This is a genomic window from Methanobrevibacter sp. YE315, assembly GCF_001548675.1.
Taxonomy (GTDB): Archaea; Methanobacteriota; Methanobacteria; order Methanobacteriales; family Methanobacteriaceae; genus Methanocatella.
Genome location: NZ_CP010834.1, coordinates 1933987 through 1955352 on the forward strand (window position 1 = coordinate 1933987; position 21366 = coordinate 1955352).

At 32.3% G+C, this 21366-nt stretch carries 20 protein-coding genes; 16 read left to right on the plus strand and 4 right to left on the minus strand.

Annotation, left to right across the window (positions count from 1 at the left end; all coding sequences use genetic code 11):
• Nucleotides 1-26 precede the first annotated feature (26 nt).
• From TL18_RS08975 to TL18_RS09005, 7 genes are all read left to right on the plus strand, one after another.
• Nucleotides 27-800, plus strand: coding sequence for a serine protein kinase RIO (locus tag TL18_RS08975; protein ID WP_067044470.1), 774 nt, complete (start codon nt 27-29; stop codon nt 798-800).
• Nucleotides 801-888: 88 nt separating this feature from the next.
• Nucleotides 889-1446 carry a transglutaminase family protein gene (locus TL18_RS08980; protein ID WP_231483608.1) on the plus strand — a complete coding sequence of 186 codons (558 nt, stop codon included), beginning with the start codon at nt 889-891 and terminating at the stop codon, nt 1444-1446.
• A 420-nt stretch (nt 1447-1866) separates the two neighbouring features.
• Nucleotides 1867-4671, plus strand: a complete 2805-nt coding sequence (locus TL18_RS08985; RefSeq protein WP_067044483.1) for a hypothetical protein — start codon at nt 1867-1869, stop codon at nt 4669-4671.
• Nucleotides 4672-4976: 305 nt separating this feature from the next.
• Nucleotides 4977-6059 (plus strand): zinc-binding dehydrogenase, encoded by a 1083-nt coding sequence (locus TL18_RS08990; RefSeq protein ID WP_067044485.1) that lies wholly within the window; start codon nt 4977-4979, stop codon nt 6057-6059.
• 30 nt (nt 6060-6089) lie between these two features.
• The gene (gene npdG / locus TL18_RS08995; protein ID WP_067044486.1) at nt 6090-6773 is read left to right on the plus strand and encodes an NADPH-dependent F420 reductase; all 684 of its coding nucleotides are present in this window, start codon (nt 6090-6092) and stop codon (nt 6771-6773) included.
• A gap of 205 nt (nt 6774-6978) precedes the next feature.
• A complete protein-coding gene (locus tag TL18_RS09000; RefSeq protein WP_067044490.1) occupies nt 6979-7800 on the plus strand; it encodes a winged helix-turn-helix domain-containing protein in 822 nt (273 codons plus the stop codon).
• 8 nt (nt 7801-7808) lie between these two features.
• Nucleotides 7809-8636, plus strand: coding sequence for a winged helix-turn-helix domain-containing protein (locus tag TL18_RS09005; protein WP_067044494.1), 828 nt, complete (start codon nt 7809-7811; stop codon nt 8634-8636).
• Between the two features lie 225 nt (nt 8637-8861).
• Here TL18_RS09005 and TL18_RS09010 read toward each other — a convergent pair whose 3' ends face one another.
• Complete coding sequence (locus TL18_RS09010; RefSeq protein ID WP_067044496.1) at nt 8862-9581, minus strand: hypothetical protein; 720 nt, start codon at nt 9579-9581, stop codon at nt 8862-8864.
• A 510-nt stretch (nt 9582-10091) separates the two neighbouring features.
• The gene (locus tag TL18_RS09015) at nt 10092-10682 is read right to left on the minus strand and encodes a TetR/AcrR family transcriptional regulator (RefSeq protein WP_067044498.1); all 591 of its coding nucleotides are present in this window, start codon (nt 10680-10682) and stop codon (nt 10092-10094) included.
• A 199-nt stretch (nt 10683-10881) separates the two neighbouring features.
• On the opposite strand from TL18_RS09015, the gene TL18_RS09020 reads away from it, so the two are divergent.
• The 7 genes from TL18_RS09020 to TL18_RS09050 all read left to right on the plus strand — a co-directional run bounded on the left by TL18_RS09020 (nt 10882) and on the right by TL18_RS09050 (nt 18050).
• A complete protein-coding gene (locus tag TL18_RS09020; RefSeq protein ID WP_067044503.1) occupies nt 10882-11511 on the plus strand; it encodes a DUF11 domain-containing protein in 630 nt (209 codons plus the stop codon).
• A gap of 178 nt (nt 11512-11689) precedes the next feature.
• A complete protein-coding gene (locus tag TL18_RS09025; protein WP_067044506.1) occupies nt 11690-12307 on the plus strand; it encodes a KH domain-containing protein in 618 nt (205 codons plus the stop codon).
• A 389-nt stretch (nt 12308-12696) separates the two neighbouring features.
• Nucleotides 12697-14400: a DNA topoisomerase VI subunit B gene (gene top6B / locus TL18_RS09030; protein ID WP_067044508.1), complete on the plus strand. Its 1704-nt coding sequence runs from the start codon at nt 12697-12699 to the stop codon at nt 14398-14400.
• Nucleotides 14401-14409: 9 nt separating this feature from the next.
• Nucleotides 14410-15504 carry a DNA topoisomerase IV subunit A gene (locus tag TL18_RS09035; RefSeq protein ID WP_067044513.1) on the plus strand — a complete coding sequence of 365 codons (1095 nt, stop codon included), beginning with the start codon at nt 14410-14412 and terminating at the stop codon, nt 15502-15504.
• A gap of 104 nt (nt 15505-15608) precedes the next feature.
• Nucleotides 15609-15881, plus strand: coding sequence for a metal-sensing transcriptional repressor (locus TL18_RS09040; protein ID WP_067044515.1), 273 nt, complete (start codon nt 15609-15611; stop codon nt 15879-15881).
• A gap of 63 nt (nt 15882-15944) precedes the next feature.
• A complete protein-coding gene (locus TL18_RS09045; protein WP_067044517.1) occupies nt 15945-17816 on the plus strand; it encodes a cation-translocating P-type ATPase in 1872 nt (623 codons plus the stop codon).
• A gap of 30 nt (nt 17817-17846) precedes the next feature.
• Entirely contained in the window at nt 17847-18050 is a 204-nt protein-coding gene (locus TL18_RS09050) for a heavy-metal-associated domain-containing protein (protein WP_067044520.1), read from the plus strand.
• A gap of 5 nt (nt 18051-18055) precedes the next feature.
• Here the strand turns inward: TL18_RS09050 and TL18_RS09055 are convergent, their stop codons facing one another.
• The gene (locus TL18_RS09055; RefSeq protein ID WP_067044523.1) at nt 18056-18823 is read right to left on the minus strand and encodes an alpha/beta fold hydrolase; all 768 of its coding nucleotides are present in this window, start codon (nt 18821-18823) and stop codon (nt 18056-18058) included.
• Between the two features lie 139 nt (nt 18824-18962).
• Between TL18_RS09055 and TL18_RS09060 the strand changes: the two genes are divergently transcribed.
• Both TL18_RS09060 and TL18_RS09065 read left to right on the plus strand, forming a co-directional pair.
• Nucleotides 18963-19979 carry a phosphorylating glyceraldehyde-3-phosphate dehydrogenase gene (locus TL18_RS09060; protein WP_067044526.1) on the plus strand — a complete coding sequence of 339 codons (1017 nt, stop codon included), beginning with the start codon at nt 18963-18965 and terminating at the stop codon, nt 19977-19979.
• 36 nt (nt 19980-20015) lie between these two features.
• The gene (locus TL18_RS09065; protein WP_067044528.1) at nt 20016-20852 is read left to right on the plus strand and encodes a TIM barrel protein; all 837 of its coding nucleotides are present in this window, start codon (nt 20016-20018) and stop codon (nt 20850-20852) included.
• On the opposite strand, the gene TL18_RS09070 is transcribed toward TL18_RS09065, so the two are convergent.
• Nucleotides 20849-21361 (minus strand): zinc ribbon domain-containing protein, encoded by a 513-nt coding sequence (locus TL18_RS09070; RefSeq protein ID WP_156064674.1) that lies wholly within the window; start codon nt 21359-21361, stop codon nt 20849-20851. The two genes, TL18_RS09065 and TL18_RS09070, sit on opposite strands and share 4 nt — an antisense overlap.
• Nucleotides 21362-21366: the final 5 nt, after the last annotated feature.

Below are 21366 nucleotides of genomic sequence, written 5' to 3' on the forward strand. Positions count from 1 at the left end.
TCTAACTACTTATTTTTTTGATTTTAATGGATTCTAAAATAGCTAAAGCAGATGCAAAACACGAAAAAATTCATTCCCGAAAAAGAAAAAAGGACAGTTCCGATAGAAAAGTGGGAAATGAAATTTTCGACAAACTAACACTTGAAACATTATATAAACTAGCTAATCAAGGATACATTGATATTTTAAATGGTGCCATAAGTACCGGCAAAGAAGCCAATGTGCTTACAGGCATTACAGATGATGAAAAATTTGTAGCAGTGAAAATTTATAGGATTGCTACATCTGATTTTAAGAAAATGGATTATTACCTCAAAGGCGATCCAAGATTTAACATCAAAACTAAAAACAAAAGAAAAATCATTTATTCCTGGGTTACAAAAGAATTTAAAAATTTAACTAGACTGCATACTGCTGGAGTGAATGTTCCTGAACCTATAACAAGTTCCAATAACGTGTTAATTATCGAATTCATTGGAGATGAAGACGGAAACCCTGCACAGCCTGTTAAAAACCAACCACCTGAAAATCCAGATGAATTCTTCAATAAGCTGCTTGTGAATCTAAAATTATTTGTTAACGAAGCAAAACTTGTGCATGGGGATTTGTCAAATTATAATATTTTAAATAAGGATGAAGAACCTGTAATAATTGATGTTTCACAGTCCGTTGTTTTAGATAATCCCATATCAAAAGAGCTTCTTGAAAGAGACATTAACACACTCGTAAGAGAATACACCAAACTTGGCGTTAAAACTAGTTTTGAGGAAATTTGGGAATATGTTGCACCGGTGTTCTGAATATTGTCCATTTAAACATTGAATTATATACGTTGATATAAATAACGTGGAATTAAGCGAGGAGGGATATTCAATGAAAGAATACTTAATGGAGACCCCAAGTATTGATTACATGAATCCACTCATACAAGAAAAAGTTCAAGAATTAAGGAATAAATCAAGTGACGATTTAAATTATATCGAACAGAGTTACCTGTTTGTTAGAGATGAAATCCCTCATTCATGGGATATTGGAACAACTACCGTTTCAAGAACAGCCAGTGAAGCACTTAAAAATAAGACAGGAATCTGTTGGGCAAAATCATGTCTTCTTGCAGCACTTCTAAGAGCAAATGGAATTCCCTCAGGAATAAGTTATCAGCTTCTAACAATAGCAGAAGATGACAGTGAAGGACACATTATCCATGCCTTAAATACAGTATATGTTAAAGATTCAAAAAAATGGATTAGGTTAGATGCTCGGGGAAATGCTGGAAATCTAAATACAAAGTTTAGTTTGGATAAAGATCAATTAGCTTTTCAAGTTAGTGAAGAATTTGGTGAAATTGATTACAAAGATAATAATGTTGATTTAGATGAAAGACTAATAAATGCACTGGCGAAAACCGATAATTTATTTGAAATCAACATAGATTTCGACTTTTAATTTTGATAAGAAAAATCTAAAAAAGAAATGTTTTATACAACGAACAAAAAAAAATATAAAACTCATTTCAACAATCCAAAAACCAGATTTAAATCATTACACTCCAGATATTGCTTTTTAAATCAATTATACTGAGTTTTAAAAGATTCTGACTAGTTTTTCTATTTTTATGCAAGTAAAATCGAATTCATTTTAAATATTCTATTTTATCTAAATCATATTACTGGCAAGCCATAGTGATAATTGCTTTATGGATATTCACTTCATTTATTAAAAGAAACAATCCACTCTTTATTTTCAATTTTAACGATGTAAGCAAGTGCTTACACGCGTGAATATTTATATATTAGGCACGCCAAAATAATTTTACCGTTATAAAAACTATTACCTATAGCAATGGAATTTTGTAGGTGAATTAATATGCGAAAAAATATATTAACTATGTCTATATTGGCTATTTGTATAGTCCTAATATGTTTAGGCTCTGTTTCTGCAACAGAAGAAAGTCAATTTAATTCTACTGTAGATACTGTTAATGATGTACAATTGGAAAAGGTTGTACTTGACGAAAGTTATATATTAAATGCTGATGACGCTAATTCTATGGAAGATATTAGTGATGTTAGTGTTGAAAGCGATGTAAATGTTGGGAATACTTTAATTGTAGAACCGGATGCTGATTGTGGAATAATGAATATTCCAATTGATAATATCGGCATTTCAGTACCTATAAATATACCTGTTACATTTGAACTGGCAAAGAATTTTGATGACACAATTGTAGATTACACTTCAGAATCTGCAGATACTCCAATTTATAATGCAAAAATAATTTCAGTAAAAGATATTGATGATAATACTAATTTTAATGAAGATGAAACCAATTTTGCTTATGTTGAATATTTAAATAATGATGTCGTGGCTTTAATTAACAATAATGGCAGAAAAGACCCTGAAAAAGAAGTCGTTCGTGTATATACCGATTTGGAATCAGGTATTGAAAATTCAACAGCCACATTAACTCCCCTAATCTTTGACAGAAATGGCAAACCTGTTACCGGAGGAACTTTAAATATATTCAGCGATTATAATAAAACTGATTTAATTGCAAGTGTCGAACCTGGAAACAATTCTTCCTTTGATTTTAAAGTCCCACAATGTCCTGACGACCTTCGATCTTTATGTATACCAATTTGGTATTCTTATGAAAAATTGGATGATGAAAATAATATCCTATATTACTCAATAGGAAGTCTTCCATTCTATACCATGAAAACCAATAATCTGAACATTTCCGGTAAAGGAAATAAAAATTATAATGTTATAAATGGAACAATAAACATTTATGAAGGACAATCTCTGATTGTTTCTTTAGACAATATTGACTTTTGGGATACTACTTTTTCTGATATAAAAATTTTCATTGAAGGCGTCGACGATAAAATTTCTACTTTTGATCAATGGAATATGGCTCGTGAAATAAAAGATTTATCTGTTGGCGAATATAATATCTATGCTGTTTATGCCGGATACGTCTACAAAGACTACTTTAACGGCGGAAGATATTTCGCTCCTGGCGTAAGTAACAAGATTACTGTTAAAGTAAATCCTGTTGATTCTGTAGCTGCTTCAATAGTTACTCCAATTTTGAATACTGTTTCTTTTTCAGATGTGATGACCTGCAATTTCGTATCAACAATCAATGTTAATGGACCTAGCAGGGAATTTAAAGTCTTTTACATCAATGCAGATACCAAATCAGGTATTGAAAATTCAAGTGCAAAAATTAATCTTACAGTTTTGGATAAAGATCACAATGCCGTTTCCGACGGTACAGTATATGTTTACAGTGATTATCAAAAATCTAATTTAATCGCTACTGTTGATTTAAGCAACGATTCTTCTTTTGATTATAAAGTTCCGGAATGTCCTGATGGTCTTCGCTCAAATGAGTATTCTATCTGGTATGTATATGAAAAATACGATAAGGAAAACGATGTTATCTACTATTGCGGAGACAGCACTAATTTTAATTCAATGAAAACCAACAATTTGAAAATTTCCGGCAAAGGCAATAAAAACTATAAAGTTATAGACGGAGTCGTCTATATCCGTGAAGGAGACACTTTGAAAGTTTCTTTGGACAATATTGACTTTTGGGATACTACTTTTTCCGATATAAAAATTTTCATTGAAGGCATTGATAAAAGTATTGCCTCTTTTAACCACTGGAATAAAGTATGCGAAATAAAGGATTTGCCTATTGGCGAATATAAAATTTATGCTGTTTATGACGGATACGTCTACGACATCCACTTTAACGGCGGAAGATATTTCGCTCCAGCAAAAAGTAACATAATTAAAGTTAAAGTTGCACCAAAAGATTCAGACATTATACCTGTACCAGCTCTTCCTGAACCTATTAATCATTTTTTAGATGGCAACAAGTTAGAAGCAATGTCTTCTTTTATTTCAGCCAAAACAGATGATGAACTTACTGAAGAAACTGTTACTGTCATTTTCGATGTAACTCATGGTGTGGAAAATTCAATTGTAAAGATGACACCTACCGTTCTTGATAAAGACGGCAATGTCATTACTAAAGGTTATTTAAACCTTTACAGTGATTATAAACATACTAAGTACCTTGGTGGAGTCAGTCTTTATGATGCCACATCCTTTGATTTTCAGGTCCCTGAGTGTAGTGATAATGTTTCCTCAATGTGTATACCAATTTATTATACTTTTGAAATGAACGATTATAAGAATGATATCAAATATACTGAAGATCATTCTTTTCTTTTCCATACAATAAACACAAATAATTTCAAAATATCTGTAAGGGATCGTGAAGGTCGTGAAGCCAATAATGGAACAATTGTAATTAAAGAAGGTGAATCACTATTCGTTACATTTGATAAATTGGATTATAAAATAGGCTCATCACACATAAACATTAAAATAGAAGGCGTTGACAACAATATGTGCTATATTTACGGATGCAATTTTGATTATGCTGCTCATGAAATATCATCCGATATGGCTAAATTGCCAGCTGGAGAATATGTCATTTACGCAATCTGTGAAGAAAATTTTGCAGACGATTATTACATTGCATCAGCAGCAAGCAATAGAATCACCGTAAAAATAGTTCAAGAACATGACTTTTTCGAGTATTTTATAGCAATAATGGACGCTATTAAAAATATTGAAGTGCCTGCTTAGCTTGATGTATTTAATTTGTGAAATTTGATTTCACAAACCTTTTTTTATTTTTTCAACCAAAAAATCCCAGTAGAAGTTTCAATAGCAGTGTTACAGAAAACATTGCGAGTAAAACATCTTTCCATACTGAACATCATAATGCTATTTTTATCATTACATGAAAATTTTATCAAATAGTAAAATTTTTATCTTTATTTGTAATTATTATCATTATATTTAGAAAATTTTATTAAAATAGTCATTTTATTTAACAAAAAAGAAAATTTTATATAAAATATTCAATATATACAATATTGGTGATTTCTATGAAAGGATACGCTATAATTAAAACCGGTGAACACGGATGGATAGATGTTGACGAACCTGTTGCAGGCCCTTTAGATGCAATTTGTAAACCTCTTGCAGTTGCACCTTGTTCTTCAGACACTCATGCAATGCATGCTGGAATGGGGCCAGCAGGACCACTCATAAACAGAATTATGGGTCACGAAGCCATTGGTGAAGTTGTCGAAGTTGGAGAACTAGTAACAAGATTCAAACCTGGAGACAAAGTAGTAATTCCATGTACTACCCCTGACTGGGCAAGTCAACCAAACCTACAAGAAAAAGGAACCAACAATGCACACGACTTTGACGTAATGACAAGTTTCAAATTCCTGATTCAAGAAGACGGAGTATTTGCAGAACGTTTCAAAGTAAACAATGCTGACAACAACATGGTTCTTCTTCCTGAAGGAATGGATCTTGCAGACGCATTGATGGTAACCGACATGATGTCCACTGGATTCTACGGTGCTGAAATGGCAAACGTCAAACTCGGAGATACCGTAGTCGTATTTGGTATAGGTCCAGTAGGTTTAATGGCAGTTGCCGGTGCAAAACTCCTTGGTGCTGGAAAAATCTATGCTACAGGAACAAGGAAAAACTGTGCAGATTTAGCATTGGAATATGGTGCAACCGAAATCATTAGTTACAAAGACGGAAACACAGTAGAACAAATCCTTGAAAAAGAAGGCGGAAACAAAGTTGATGCTGTAATTATCGCAGGTGGTAACTGCGCATCCATGAACGAAGCATTGCAGTTAGTAAAACCTAACGGATCAATCGGAAGTATCAACTTCTATGACCTTGAAGATGTCTTCACAGTTCCTGCTTTCGAATGGGGACTTGGTATGGCAGACGTCACAATTCGTGGCGGATTCTGTCCAGGAGGAGCTTTAAGAGCAGAAAAATTATTAAAACTCATCCAATACGACAGAATTAAACCTGGTAAAACATTCAACTACGAATTCCATGGATTTGACAAAATCAAAGATGCATTCATACTCATGGATGAAAAACCAAGAGACTTAATCAAACCTATCGTATATATCGACGATTTAGATTAAATTAAAAATCTTTTTGAAGAAAGTGATAACATGATTAGCGTAATTGGTGGAACCGGACCTCAAGGCTTAGGAATTGCTAAAAGATTAGCAATTGCAGGCGAACCAGTCATTATCGGATCCCGTAAGGAAGAAAAAGCATTAAAAGTTGTAGAAGAAACCATAGAAGAGTTAAAAGATTATGCTATTGCTGAAATCAAAGGCATGTCCAATGAAGATGCGGCAAAAGAAGGAGATGTATTAATCATTACTGTTCCTTTAGCAGCTCAAAAACCAACTCTTGAAGGCATTAAGGAATTCTGCGCCGATAAAATTATCTTAGATGCAACCGTACCATTAGAAACTGCAATCGGTGGAAAACCTTTCAGATTCATTGATTTGATGGAAGGATCCGCTGCAGAAAGAACAGCCTCAATTTTAGATGGAACCGGTGCAAAAGTAATTTGTGCATTTTGTAATATTAGTAATTCCCATCTTGCAAACATCCCAGAAGACATTGACTGCGATTGTTTGATTGCAGGTGATGATGTTGAAGCTAAAGAAGTTGCAAGCGAAATTATTAATAAGATTCCAGGCATAAGAACAATTGATGTTGGTATTCTAGAAAAATCCAGAATCATTGAAAAAATTACCCCATTACTGATTGGATTAAACATTAAGTATAAATCCCATTACGGCGGTTTGAGGATTACTGGAATTCCAAAATTAGATGAATGATTTTGATATCGAAAAGTTTTTCATTATAAGTTAAATTATTAGAAAATCAGGGCAAAAGCCTCCCTAATTTTTTCTAATTTTTTAACTTTTTTCATTATTTTTTTAAGACATTGCCAGTGTGCATGTCAAAAATTTTTTATATACAATTAAATATAAATAATACTGATTTAGTTAATAATATTTTCAACTAATTAGAGGAATTTAATTGTTTAAAAATGAATTAAATGATTTTAAGAACATTCAAAAAGAAATAAAATTTTTAACAAATTCAGATAATCGTTTGAAAATCTTATATTGTCTTTTGAATTCACCCCAAACTTTAAAAGGAATTCATGAAAAAACTGGACTTAATAATAGTTCTATTTCCATTAATGTTTCAAGTTTAGAAAGTAAGGGGTATGTTGTAAATACAAATGACATGTTCTATTTAACCAATGCTTCTAAACTGATTTTAACCAATATTTTTTATCTAAATAAATCCATAAACTTCTTAGATAAAAATGCAAATTTTTTCAACATGCATAAGTTAGACAACCTTAAATTCAATGCATTAAAAGATATATCATCTTTAGAAAGTTCCGAATTAATAGAATCAACCCCATTTGATATTTTTAAAACCGTGAAGTTATATAAAGAATTCGGATTTAGATCAAAATCCATAAGAACAATATTTCCATTTATGTACCCTCAAATAAATGAAATATTTACCGATTGGTTTGAAAATGATGTTGAAATTAAACTTATTTTAGAAAAAAATGTTTCTGATGCATTCATTGAATCATTTAATAATTATAAATTTGATAAAGAATCCGACAGTAAGATTTCAGTGAAAACTATTGAAAAGGGATTGGATTTTGCATTGTTTGTTACAGATGAAGTTATTATTCTAGGCTTTTATAAAAATGATGGGAAATTTGACCAGAATGCAGTTTATATTTCAAAAGAAAAGGAAGCTATTCTCTGGGGCAGAGATATTTATGAAGAATATGAAAACATAGCTCCAGAATATATTTATTTGAAGGAGTAAGTGTTAAAATGAACCATTGTTTATTTGATGAATTGGATTTTAGTGAAGATGCCTTTGATTTGACACGTTATATTTTAACATCTGAAATTAGATTAGACCTGCTTTTAAATCTCTATGGTGAATCCAAAGTTTTGGACGAAATCAAATCAGCCTTAAATAAAAAACCCGGAAACATATTAAGGAGTTTGAATGAATTAATTGATAGAAAATTAGTAATAAAATCAGATAAAAAATATTCCTTATCTTCAACCGGTTATCTATTGGCTATGAACATCATTAACTTATTTGATAATTGGAATTCTATTGATAATCATTTTGATTTCTGGCAAAAACATTCCATTAACTCTTTTACATCCCAATTCATAAAAAAAATATATATTTGGGAAAATGCCGAATTAATAGAGTCCAACACTATTGAATTTGATAAAACCTTCAGAGTTTACTTTGAAAATTTGCATGAATCTAGAGAAATCAATATGATTCTACCTATTTTTTCAAAAATGCATATTGATACTGTTTTAGAATCTTTAATTGAAAATGATTCTACTCTAAATATTATAACAAACAACACCATTTTAGATTTAATTTATGAAAACGATGCAGATAATGTTTTTAATTCTTTAATAAAAGAAAATAAAATACAGATAACATTGATAGATTCTGATTTGGAAATGTTTTTCACCAGCTGCGATAACTTCAGTTCTTTATTTTTATTTTATGATAAAATGTTATTTGATGACTCTGAAATGCTCTTAATTAAGGATGAGGAGAATATTAAAAATGCAAAAAGCATGTTCAACTATTTTGAGCATCTTGCCAAAAGTAAATCTCTATGAAATTCCATCCCCTTAACTTCATGCAGCTTAAATTCTATTACGGAACTATTATCATTAATGGAAGAATTAGAAGTTCTTTTTTAGGAATATGCTGTCCAAAGTTTTAAACATCCCTTGAAAACATCCAAAATGCATACTTCTAAAAGAATACGTCTAAAAGATTAAACATACAAGTCTTATTTTTAAAAATAAAAAAAAGATTTAATTCTAGCCCGATTTCTTTTTTTACTTAAAATCTAAATTATCGACTGCACGGATAAGTTCCAGCATGTGCGCATCCTTTACATCCTGAGGTGCGAAGCTATACTCCTCAAAGTAAAATGCAGGCACCCCATTTTCATTCAAGGGTATTGTCAAGTAGGGTCCGCTTGTTGTTGAGTCAGGAGCATAATAAAAAATATTCGGGGAGTTGAATGCAACATCTTCGGCATATTTTACGCTTGCTGAATCCTTGACCGGACTGAAGACAAATGTCTTGTAATCATATGCACCGATATTTGAATGGACATCGATAGCCAATTCATAATTCCCGTCAACTATTTCAGGATATACATATTTAAGTGCCAAATTCTGCCCGTTCTGTCGGCCAGGATCTTCACTGTCAGAATATCCATCTCCATAATGGCCCTTATCTTGAGTGACATTGATTACGTAAATGTCATAGCAATAGTTCAAATCAGTCAGTGTCGGCAATATCTTAAGCAAAGTCTCATGTGTTTGATACTCCAACGGATGAACACCAACAACATAAGCAATCTTTTTGGAATTTGGATTACCTATGTTCCTTATGATTTCAACAGAACCTGGATCATGGGAAGTGTCATTTGCTAGAATCTCATGAGTGACAATATTATCATCTGAGGAAGTTTGATTAACGATTGCCATACTTACGGCAAAAATAATAACCAGCAATATTGCAATTATCAGATATTCCTTTTTAATCATTTAAACAATCTCATGTCATGGATATAATGTAATTTGCATAATCTAACTTTTAAGTTTTTTACATTTTAAGGAAGGAATTATTTTTACAATATATGCATAAATTTAAGAAAAAAATTTTATCCAAAATTGCGTAAGTAAAATTTCTTTTTTAGAATATGTTAATCCTAAATTTTAATAAAAAAAAATTAAAAAAAGAAAGAAATTAGAATGCAACTGCATTCACATTATCATCTTTATTAAAACTGTTTAATAATGGCATTAAGTCAGATTGGATACATTACTATTATTTTTGCCATGAATACAACAAATATTCTTCATTACTGGATTTTACAACTAATACAATACATTGTTACAGTGCTCTTAGTCAGTAAGGTTTACTGTGTTATCTTCGTTTTTGCCAATTATCATATCATCATCAACGACTAATTATTCACGTCCCTCGTAGTGAATGATGTGATTATAATCTGAATCTTGTTCTAAATAAGAAGATATTTGAAAAAATAACTTCAATTAAGCCATCATACCGTTAAATAAGATATCGAATATGTCATCACCATAACGATTTGTTTCAAAACCAAGACTTTTATTGTAGACTTTCCACAATATAACAGACTGGAATAAAACACTGAAACACATTACAGATATTGATTTAGGATTAATATCCCTAATTATTCCTTTTTCTATCTGCAGTTTGAAAAATTCTTCCAGTTTATTAAGAATAGAATCAGTAATTTCTGAAATTAAAAGTGTTTTTTCAGGAAGACCTCTAACTTCTTCCATAGCCACCCTAAGAATACTAAAATCTTCATCTGAAAGATTTAAAATACCAAAAAAGCTAATCCTAAGGTATTCTTCGATTCCTTCATCTTCATCATACTCAAAGATTTCTTCCAAGGTATTGATTAATATTTGGAGATGATAAGCTTTTGTAATTTCAATTAAATTCTGCTTATTATCAAACTTTCTGAAAATAGTAACTTCATTGACTTCAGCTTCAGATGCTATTTTTTTAGTTGTTGCTTTTTCAAAACCTTCCTTTTGAAGAACCTTAAATGTTGCCTTTACAATTTTTTCACCAGTAGTATCCAATTCAATTTCCATGATATTATATTTAATTTTTTTATATTAATATTTGTTTATTATTAATTAGAAAAATTGAATGATATTTAACAAAAGTTTTTATAAAATAATTATCAAAAATTAAATTTAGTGAGACAAAACTCACAATATCAGTAAAGGAGTGTTTAAAATTAGAAAAAAAGTGTTAATAATACTAATTTTCCTAATATCACTATCTTGTTTGACTTGTGTTGGTGCAGCCGATTCAGACACATCTGGCGCAGATTTGAATCAGGACCAGAGCCAAGATTTGAAAGTTAATGAAGCTTCAAATGACATTTCATCCCAAGAGGCCAATGAAAACACATCAGATAATTCAACTGGGGCCTTTTTAATCTTGGATAATGATGCGGATAAAGAAAATATCTACATTGGCGATTATGTTACTTGGATACTTAGTGTCTTAAATTTAGGACCTGACACCGCTAAAAATGTAAAAGTAACTGATCAGCTACCAGATGGTTTAGAATACACCAAACATACTACAACAAAAGGTGTTTTCAACCCCGAAACTGGAATATGGGATATTGGCGATTTATCCATAAATGATGGTGAAGTATTTTTAGATATTGTCACTAAAGCATTGACTGCCGGTGAAAAGGTCAACAAAGCAACTCTAACTAGTGATACACCGAATTTAAATGAAAATGGAAGTTATGAGGAAGAAGAGATTGATGTTCTAGAAGATGATGACGATGATGACAACGATTTTACAGCAAAAGCACTTACAGCTCATGTGACTGGAAATCCAATCGTATTAATCCTATTAGCATTATTCACAATCTTTATAACACGCAATAGATTTGACTAACTTTTTTGAAAGGAATAAACAAATCCTTTCATTACTCATTTTTTAAAAACAGAAATCTTTTTAATTTTAGAAGAAATAAAAATAACATCTCCTTTTACAAAAAATATATTAATCCTAAATTTTAAATAACTTTGAGTAAATAAGTATTAATTGTAATTTAAAGAAAAAAGGTGAAATTATGCCGGAAACAGATTATTTGAAAATACCTCAAAATAGAGTAGGGGCATTAATTGGAAGCAATGGAAAAGTTAAGAAGTCCATTGAAAATGCAACTGGAACCATCCTTGACATAGACAGCGAGGACGGAACAGTTTACATCACACCTAGAGAAGATATGGAAGATCCGTTAGGGGTCTGGAACGCTAATCATATTGTTAAAGCAGTAGCACGAGGATTTAATCCTGAAGTTGCACTCAAATTAATTAGTGATGACATTTATTTAGAAGTAATCAGTTTGCCATTATACATAGGCAAGTCAAAGAAAGCCCTTGCAAGACACAAAGGTAGAATTATTGGAAAAGATGGTAAAACACGTGAAATAATCATGGAAATGGCTGAAGTTGATATGGCGATTTATGGTAAGACTGTGTCATTGATTGGGGAAATGGACAATATAATGGTTGCTAAAGAAGCTATTGAGATGATTATAAATGGTTCTAGACACAAATCAGTTTATGGATTTTTAGAACACAAAAAAGAAGACCTGAAAATGAAAGAATTCAAGGATCTTGTTGGAATCGAAGAGGATAAAATCGAATTTAAAGATGGAATCGACTTCGATGAAAAAGATTATTAGGAGTTAAATACTCCTCACTATTTTTTTTATAACTATACCTGAAAAGATATTTTAAGTTCACATGACTTTTATTTATTTTGAAATAATTGATATGTTGGATTGAAATTTCACTATCAAAGAAATTTTACAATATCGCCTACATTTTAATCGAAGATTACTATAAAAATTATGTGGATAATAGCAAACTATTATATACTTTAACAAATATATATAGATAACATAGTGTAAATACTATATTTTCTACATGTTTTAAAATTATTATTTTACCATATATTTATGAGGGTCAGATAGGGTAATGTAAAAATATTACTTTTCAAATGCTCTCTGACTTGATTTAAATATAACATCATATAATAATCTAAAACATAATAATTTTAGGAGGAAAATTTTTGCCAGAAAACGAACCGGGACTTGATTGGAGAAATGATTTTAAGAACTTGACTCCATCAGAGTTCTTTAGAAAAAATAAACAGATGTTAGGGTTTACTGGTAAAATCCGTTCATTAACAATCGTATTCCACGAATTGATTACAAACAGTTTCGATGCAGCTGAAGAAGCGGGTATTTTACCAGAAATTGACATTGAATTAAAAAGAATAGACAAGGAACACTATATTCTCAGACACAAAGATAACGGTCCGGGTATTCCTGAAGATTATGTAATGAGAGTATACTGTAGTATGTTTGCGGGATCCAAATTCAGAAACATACAATCCAGAGGGCAACAAGGACTGGGTTGTAGTGGTTGTGTACTGCTTTCACAAATGACTACAGGTAAACCAGCTCGCGTAATTTCATGTTACAAAGAAAACGGTGAAATTAAAGGAGTAAAAATGAAATTCCAAATGGATGTTAAAAACAACCGTGGAATTTTAATGGAAAGGGAAGATTATCCTGCCGAAAGTACAGGAGTATGTATTGAATTGCAATTTAAAGAAGTTTCCTACTCCTTAGCTGAACAAGGTGCTTTTGAATACATCAGAAGAACCATGATTGGAAACCCTCATGCAAAAATTACATTCAGAGACCCATCTGGACACAAATACATTTTCAAAAGAGCGGCAGATATCGTTCCAGTACTTCCAAAAGAAGTATTACCTCACCCAAAAGGTGTAAGTGCTGATGACATAATGACAATGGCACAAAATACTGACAGCAGAAGATACAAAAGCATGTTGACTTCATCATTATCTAGGATGTCAAATAAAAGAGTTGATGAAATTTCCGAAGTTACTGGAATCGACATGAACAAACGTCCAAAGGACATGACTTTCCAAGAAGCAGAAGCTATTGTTCACTGCTTTAAGAAAATGAAATTCATGGCTCCGCCAACAGATGGACTTATACCAATCGGGTCTGACCAAATCGAAAAAGGTATGAAACAAATCCTTCAGCCAGAATTTGTAGCAACAATTACAAGAAAACCTGTAACCTACCAAGGTGGTGTTTCATTCATTATTGAAGCAGGTCTTGCTTATGGTGGAAATGCAGGTAGGGTTGTAAACGAACAAAGAAAATCTGAAATTATGAGATTTGCTAATAGAGTTCCTTTAACATTCGATGCAGGAAGCTGTGCTATTACAGAAGCACTCAAAAGTATTGATTGGAAACGTTACGGTCTTAAAGACTTAGATAACACTCCATTAACATTATTTGTAAACATTATCTCAACACAGGTACCTTATCTTTCAACTGGTAAACAAAGTGTATCTCCAGAACCTGAGATTGTTCAAGAAATCAGACAGGCCACAATGAAATTAGCTCGTAAACTTCAAAAACATATCAGAGCTAAAAAAGCAGCAAAAGAAAAGGAAAAACGTTCAAAAGTATTCGAAGAATATGTTCCTGTAATTATCGAAGAAGCTGCAAAACTTGGTGAAACTGGAGTTCCTGAATATCAGGACGTTTTAGCAAAAGTTACAAAAAGAGCTCTTGCAGAATTGCTTGGTGAAACAGTTGAGGAAGAAGAGGAAGAAGAAGAACTTGATGCACTCATCATGGAAGAAGTTGATGAATTTGGACACGTTGTTGAAGAGGGCCAATCTTCATTAGACACATTCCAAGAAGAGGAAGAAGAGGAATTTGATGAATAGGTGATTTAAATGGTTAAAGTTGAACAAGAAGGTAAATCCCATAAAGAACTAAGAAAAGAATACACCTACAACAAATTAAAAGGATTAGGGCAAGAAATCATTGAAGAAATTGAAAAACAAAAAGTTCCTTCAATAAGAGTCCCATCCAGAGGTACCGGGAACATTGTTTATGATGATGCTAAAAGATACTACGTATTAGGGGATAGGTACGGTAGAAGATCCTTAGGAAATGTGAAACAAATCAGAAAATTAGGTCAAATGGTTTATGTTGCTAATTTCTGTAAAGATTTAGTTGCTCGTGAAAAAACCGCTACAATCAGGGAAATGTATTACGTTTCCGAAGGTTGGGGAATAAGTTTCAAAACACAACAGGAATCAAACATCGTAGGAGAAGACTTAGAGGTAACTCTTGGAACTACACGTGAAGATTTAGGTTTAATGCCTGAAGAAGACGGAGCATCAGTTTATGGAGACATTACTCTATTAGATGATGATGTCGAAATCAATGCAGCAAGAGCAGGAAAATCAGGTTATACTATCTCACCAACAATTGACCAAGTTGAATTTTTAGACTGTGGTGTTGAAAGAGTTATCGCTGTGGAAACCATGGGAATGTTCCACAGGATGGTTCAAGAAAATGCAAATAAAAGATTCAACACTTTAATTGTTGGGCTTAAAGGACAGGCTGCTCGTGCTACAAGAAGATTCATTAAAAGGGTTAATGAAGAATTGGGCTTACCAGTATACATATGTAACGACGGAGACCCTTGGGGATTCCACATTGCACAAGTAATTATTTCTGGAAGTGCAAAATTAGCTCACGTTAATCATGATTTAGCAACTCCTGATGCTAAATTTATGGGCGTAACTGCATCCGACATTATCAACTATGACTTACCAACCGATAAACTTAAAGATGTTGACGTCATGAGACTTAAAGAGCTTGCAAAAGACCCAAGGTATAAAAACGATTTCTGGCAAACTGAAATTAAAAAGATGCTCAAAATTGGTAAAAAAGCAGAACAGCAATCTTTTTCCAAATATGGGCTTGAATATGTTGTAGACACATATTTCCCTCAAAAACTTGAGGAATTGGAAAATTAAATAAAATAATTTTCCTCCTATTTTTTTTATTTTTAGACTATAAAATGCAAATGTTTATATACTATTTTTAATATATACCCCAATAGGTATAGGACGTGATATCAATGAAAGAATGCATGGATACTGAAAATTTACATAGGAGACTTAAAAAAATCATTGGTCAAGTAAATGCAATTGATCGTATGATTGAAGACGATATTCCTTGTGAACAGATATTAATGCAAGTAAATGCATCTAAATCAGCATTACATAAGGTGGGACACATTATAGTTGAAGGACATTTGGAACACTGCGTAAAAGATGCCATAAAAGATGGCGATGCAGATGAAGCTTTAAGTGACATTTCATCAATTTTAGAATATTACTCTAGACTTTAATTTTTTTTAATCTAGGTTTATACCCTATGGGGTATAGTATACAATTGGGAGGAGTTGTTTAATATGAATTTAACATTTAGCAAAGAACAAAAAATTGACATCCTACTGATATTTATCTCTGCAATGAGCCTAATTGTAGGATTTATACTATCTATTGACTATCTCTCATGGATTTCCGTAATATTATGCGGAATCCCAATATTTAAAGAATGTGCAGAAGGATTAATTACCGAGTTTGACATAAAAGCTGACCTGCTTGTTTCATTAGCCATTATTGCATCAATCATTATTGGTGAAATTTTTGCAGCAGGTGAAATTGCAACAATCATGGCGATTGGAGGATTTCTAGAAGAATATACTGTAGCGAAAACACATGGAAGAATAGAGCAACTGATAAATATGTCACCTCAAGTTGCAACAAGAATAAAAAATAACATAGAAGAAAAAATATCTGTCGAAAATGTACAAGTCGGAGATATCTTAAAAATACTTCCAGGTGAAAGCATCCCAACTGATGGAATTATCATCAAAGGCGAAACCAGTATCGATCAATCAACTCTAACCGGAGAATCATTACCTGTCGATAAAAAAGAAAATGATGAAGTATACAGCGGAACAATCAATCTTTATGGAACATTTTTAATGAAGACAACAAAAATCAGCCAAGAAAGTTCTCTTCAGAAATTAATAAGATTGGTCGAATCCTCCAAACCAGAAAATGCGAAAATTGTCAGAACAGCAGATAAATGGGCCACAATGATTGTTGTAATAGCTTTTACAGCAGCAATATTAACCTACCTATTCACATTCGAAATAACCCGATCCGTTACAATATTGGTAGTATTCTGCCCATGTGCATTAGTTCTTGCCACACCAACTGCAATCATGGCATCAATTGGAAATTTAACAAAGTACGGAATTTTAGTAAAAGATGGAGAATCTCTGGAAGAATTAGCTCATGTAGATGAACTAGTCTTTGACAAAACCGGAACATTGACATACGGTACTCCAAAAGTCGTTGAAGTAGTATCCGACAATCCTAAAGAAATGATGCAATTACTCGCTTCCCTAGAATCACAATCAGAACATCCATTAGCCAAATCAATTGTGAAATACTACAATAAAAATGATTTCCTGGAAGTTAACAACTTTAAAATGCATATTGGAAAAGGAGTTAGTGGAACTATCAACGGTTCAAGAATAATAGCTGGAAATAAAAAACTCTTAAAAGAAGAAAATATACTTTTAAAATGTGATGACGAATCTAAAAACGGTGAAATTGCAATTTATGTATCCAAGGATGAGGAAATTATTGGGAAAGTATTGCTTGCAGACACCATACGCAAAAATTCCAAAGAAACAATCTGGAAATTAAAAGGACTGAAAATAAAAACTACATTGCTTACAGGAGACAATGAAAAAACAGCAAGATTCATTGCAAATAAATTAAAAATTAGAAATGTTAAATTTAACTGCTTGCCGGAGGATAAAACTGAATATATCGCTCGAGAACAAATATTAAAGCATAAAGTTGCGATGATAGGGGATGGGATAAATGATGCCCCATCTTTAAGAAAAGCAAATGTTGGAATAGCAATGGGTGATATTGGAAGTGACATTAGTGTTGAAGCTGCAAACATTGCTTTAATTAATGACAACATAGAAGACATTCCCCATTTAATTGGAATTGCAAGAAAAACAATTCGCATTATAAATATAGGCATAGGATTTGCATTAACTCTGAATATAATTGCTATTGGATTAGCAATTTTAGGACTTATAAATCCAATCGAAGGAGCATTGATTCACAATATCGGATCTGTTTTTGTAATCATATACTCCGCCACTCTAGTTAACTATAAACTATCAAAAAAAGATTTTGAAAAATCTAAAAAGTTAGGTGTAACTAAAAGTTTAAATAAACCGATTACATAATATTAACTATCGATAATATGGTGAATTATTATGGCTGAAAAAGAAATTAAAGTTGTGGGCATGCACTGCCCATCATGCGTAAATGCTGTAGAATTATGTCTAAAAGATGTTGATGGAATCGAAGATGCAAAAGCTGACCTCGATTCTGGAATCACCACAATTACAATGTCCAGTGACGTAAGTGATGCAGACATTAACGAAGCAGTTGAAGAAGCTGGATTCAAAGTAGAATAATCATTCTACTTACTTTTTATTTTTTTATAGAACTTTTTCAAAATATTTAATATTTCACTATTGTTTTTGCCAACCAAAAGATTATGCCTAACATTATCAAAAACAATTACTTTAGAATCTTTTATCTTATTTTTTAACTCCATTTGCGTATCCGGCAAAGTAAGTTCATCATATTTACCCACTAGAATCAATGTAGGAATGCTGATTTGAGACAGCTTATCTTCAACATTGAAATCCGCACATGCATCAATTGCTTTGATATAAGCCTGAGGATTAGCATTTTGTGAAGCGAATTTCTTTAACATTTCAATTTCCGCCTCATTACCCTCAATAACATCCGGACACAAAACCATCGGTAAAATCAAATCAAAGAACTCCTCAAAACTGCTTTCAAGAGCATCTTTGAATTTGACAAAAAAAGGTTCTAAATGATTATCCTCTTTACAAAAAGTGGACATCAGCACCAATGAGGATACCATTTGAGGGTACCTGACAGCAAAATCAAGTGCAACGGCACCTCCTAATGAAAAACCAATCAAATTAACATTAGCTATATTTAAATCTTCCAAAAGATTATACAAATCATCGGCATAAGTGCCTATTGTTATTTTATCATTTCCTAATTCAGACTCTCCATGACCCCTCAAATCAATTCTTAAAACCTGATAATCATCCTTAAGATAGGTTGCCATATATTCCCAATAAAGCAAATCATCTGAAAGTCCATGAATAAAGACTAAAGTCTCACCGGCACCTTCTAATTTATAATTCATGTTTCTCTTTAAGTAATTAATAACTTAAATAAGTTAAGTAATTCGATAATTAATCATCAAATTTTAAATAAGTTAAATAACAAATCTTAATCCATATAATATTTTAAAAAAAATTATTATAAATAAAAAAGGGATTGAAATGAAAACTGTTGCTATTAATGGTTATGGAACCATCGGTAAAAGAGTGGCTGATGCTGTAGCCGCTCAAGATGATATGAAAATAGTTGGTGTAAGTAAAACTAGACCAAATTATGAAGCAAGAACCGCTGTTGAAGAAAAAGGCTATCCATTATACATTGGAATTCCAGAAAGAGAACAAATGTTCAAAGATGCTGGAATTGAAATAGCAGGTACCGTTGAAGACATGATTCAAGAAGCAGACGTGGTCGTTGACTGTACTCCTGGAAGTATCGGACCACAAAACCTTGAAATGTATAAAAAAGCAGGTGTAAAAGCCATTTACCAAGGTGGAGAAGACCATGAATTGACAGGTCTTTCATTTAACGCTATTTCTAATTACGATGACTCTTACGGTGCAGATTACACAAGAGTTGTTTCCTGTAATACCACAGGTTTAACTCGTACATTATCTACAATTGATGCAATTGCAGATATTAAGAAAGTTAGAGCAGTGATGGTAAGAAGAGGATCAGACCCATCCGAAATTAAAAAAGGACCTATTAACGCAATTGTGCCAAATCCTCCAAAAGTACCTTCCCACCACGGACCTGACGTAAAAACTGTTATGAAAGGTATTGATGTGACAACCATGGCATTGCTTGTTCCAACTACCTTAATGCACCAACACAATATTATGGTTGAAATCAACAATGATGTTGAAACCGAAGACATTATCGCAGCTTTAGAAAAACGTTCCAGAGTAATTATTGTTTCTGCTGAAGAAGGATTAGGATCTACTGCAGAATTAATGGAATATGCTAAAGAGCTTGGAAGAAACAGAAATGATTTATATGAAATTCCTGTTTGGAAGGAATCCATTAATGTTGTGGGAAATGAATTATTCTACATGCAAGCAGTGCATCAGGAATCAGATGTAATTCCTGAAAACATTGATGCTATTCGTGCTCTTTTAGAAATGGAAAGTGACAACGAAAAATCAATTGCAAAAACTAATGAAGCTATGGGAATATTATAAATTCCCTCTTTTTTTACTATTTTTTTACTGATTTAAATGAAAAACAGAGTACTTTTTGGACCTGCTGGAAGTCCCGTTGACTATAAAGGTGCAGCTTACAAAGCTCCCAAATACATTAATGAAGAAGGGCTTGATTCATATGAATACCAATCCCCCTATGGAGTGAGAATTGGTGAAAAGGCTGCAACAACTTTAAAAGATGAATCAAAAAAACATGATATCCTAGTTTCAATGCACGCACCATACTACATCAACTTATGTGCCAAAGAAGATGAAAAACTTGACAAAAGCATTGGACATTTAATAGCCGCCGCTCGTGCAGGCGAATGGATGGGCGCTTATAGGCTGGTTTTCCACCCTGGAGCTTATCTGAATAGGAAGCCTGAAAAAGCGATGGAAATATCAAAAAATACTATTAACCGATTGTTCGAAGAGTTAGAATCTGAAGGCATTAAAGACTTCACATTTGCCCCAGAAACTACTGGGAAAAGAACACAGCTTGGAAATGTTGGAGAAGTAGTTGAATTATGTGCCAGTTTTGATCATTTTGAACCAACAATTGATTTTGCACATGTTCATGCAAGAGGCAGAGGGTTTTTAACTAAAAAAGAGGATTACAATTGTATTTTTTCAACAATTGAAAATCATTTGGATATTGATATCCTCCACTGCCATTTTACAACAATCGAATATGGGAGGGGTGGTGAAGTAAAGCACCATACATTAGATGAAAGTGATGAATATGGGCCTAACATTGAAGATTTGCTTTCCAATCTGATTGACAATGGATGGAATGCAAATATAATATGTGAAACTCCCCTTAGGGACATTGATTCACTGAAAATGAAAAAATTATATGAAGAAATGATTTAATAGTCTTTTACGGAATGGATTAAATCATCCATATCATTGAAAAGATTGTTTATATCATCATTATCTTTTTTATTTGAGCTTAAATTAATAACCAATTCATTAATCAAATCTTCCATTTTGTCAATGAAGGTATTTAATGTTATAATCTTATTGTCTATTTCCTTTTCCACAAAGTCATTGCCTTCAACATCCAATTCAATCATCTTTTTTGTAACCTCCAATTGGTTGTTAAACAATTGATTGGATTTGTTGATGGAATTCGAAAATCTGCTATATGCCATATGAGTCGGGTCAAACAGTTTGTCGACCAATTCCTTAGCTCTTTTTTGCTTAAGGTCATATTCATGTTCAATATCATTGATTATATCATCATATTTAGAACGAACTGGAGTTACAGGAGCCTCATCATGATAAACCTCTTTTCCGCATTGTGAACAGAAGTGTTGGCCATAATCCAATTTAGCCCCACAGTAAATGCAAAAATGATTGTGATTATCCTCAATAGTCATATAAT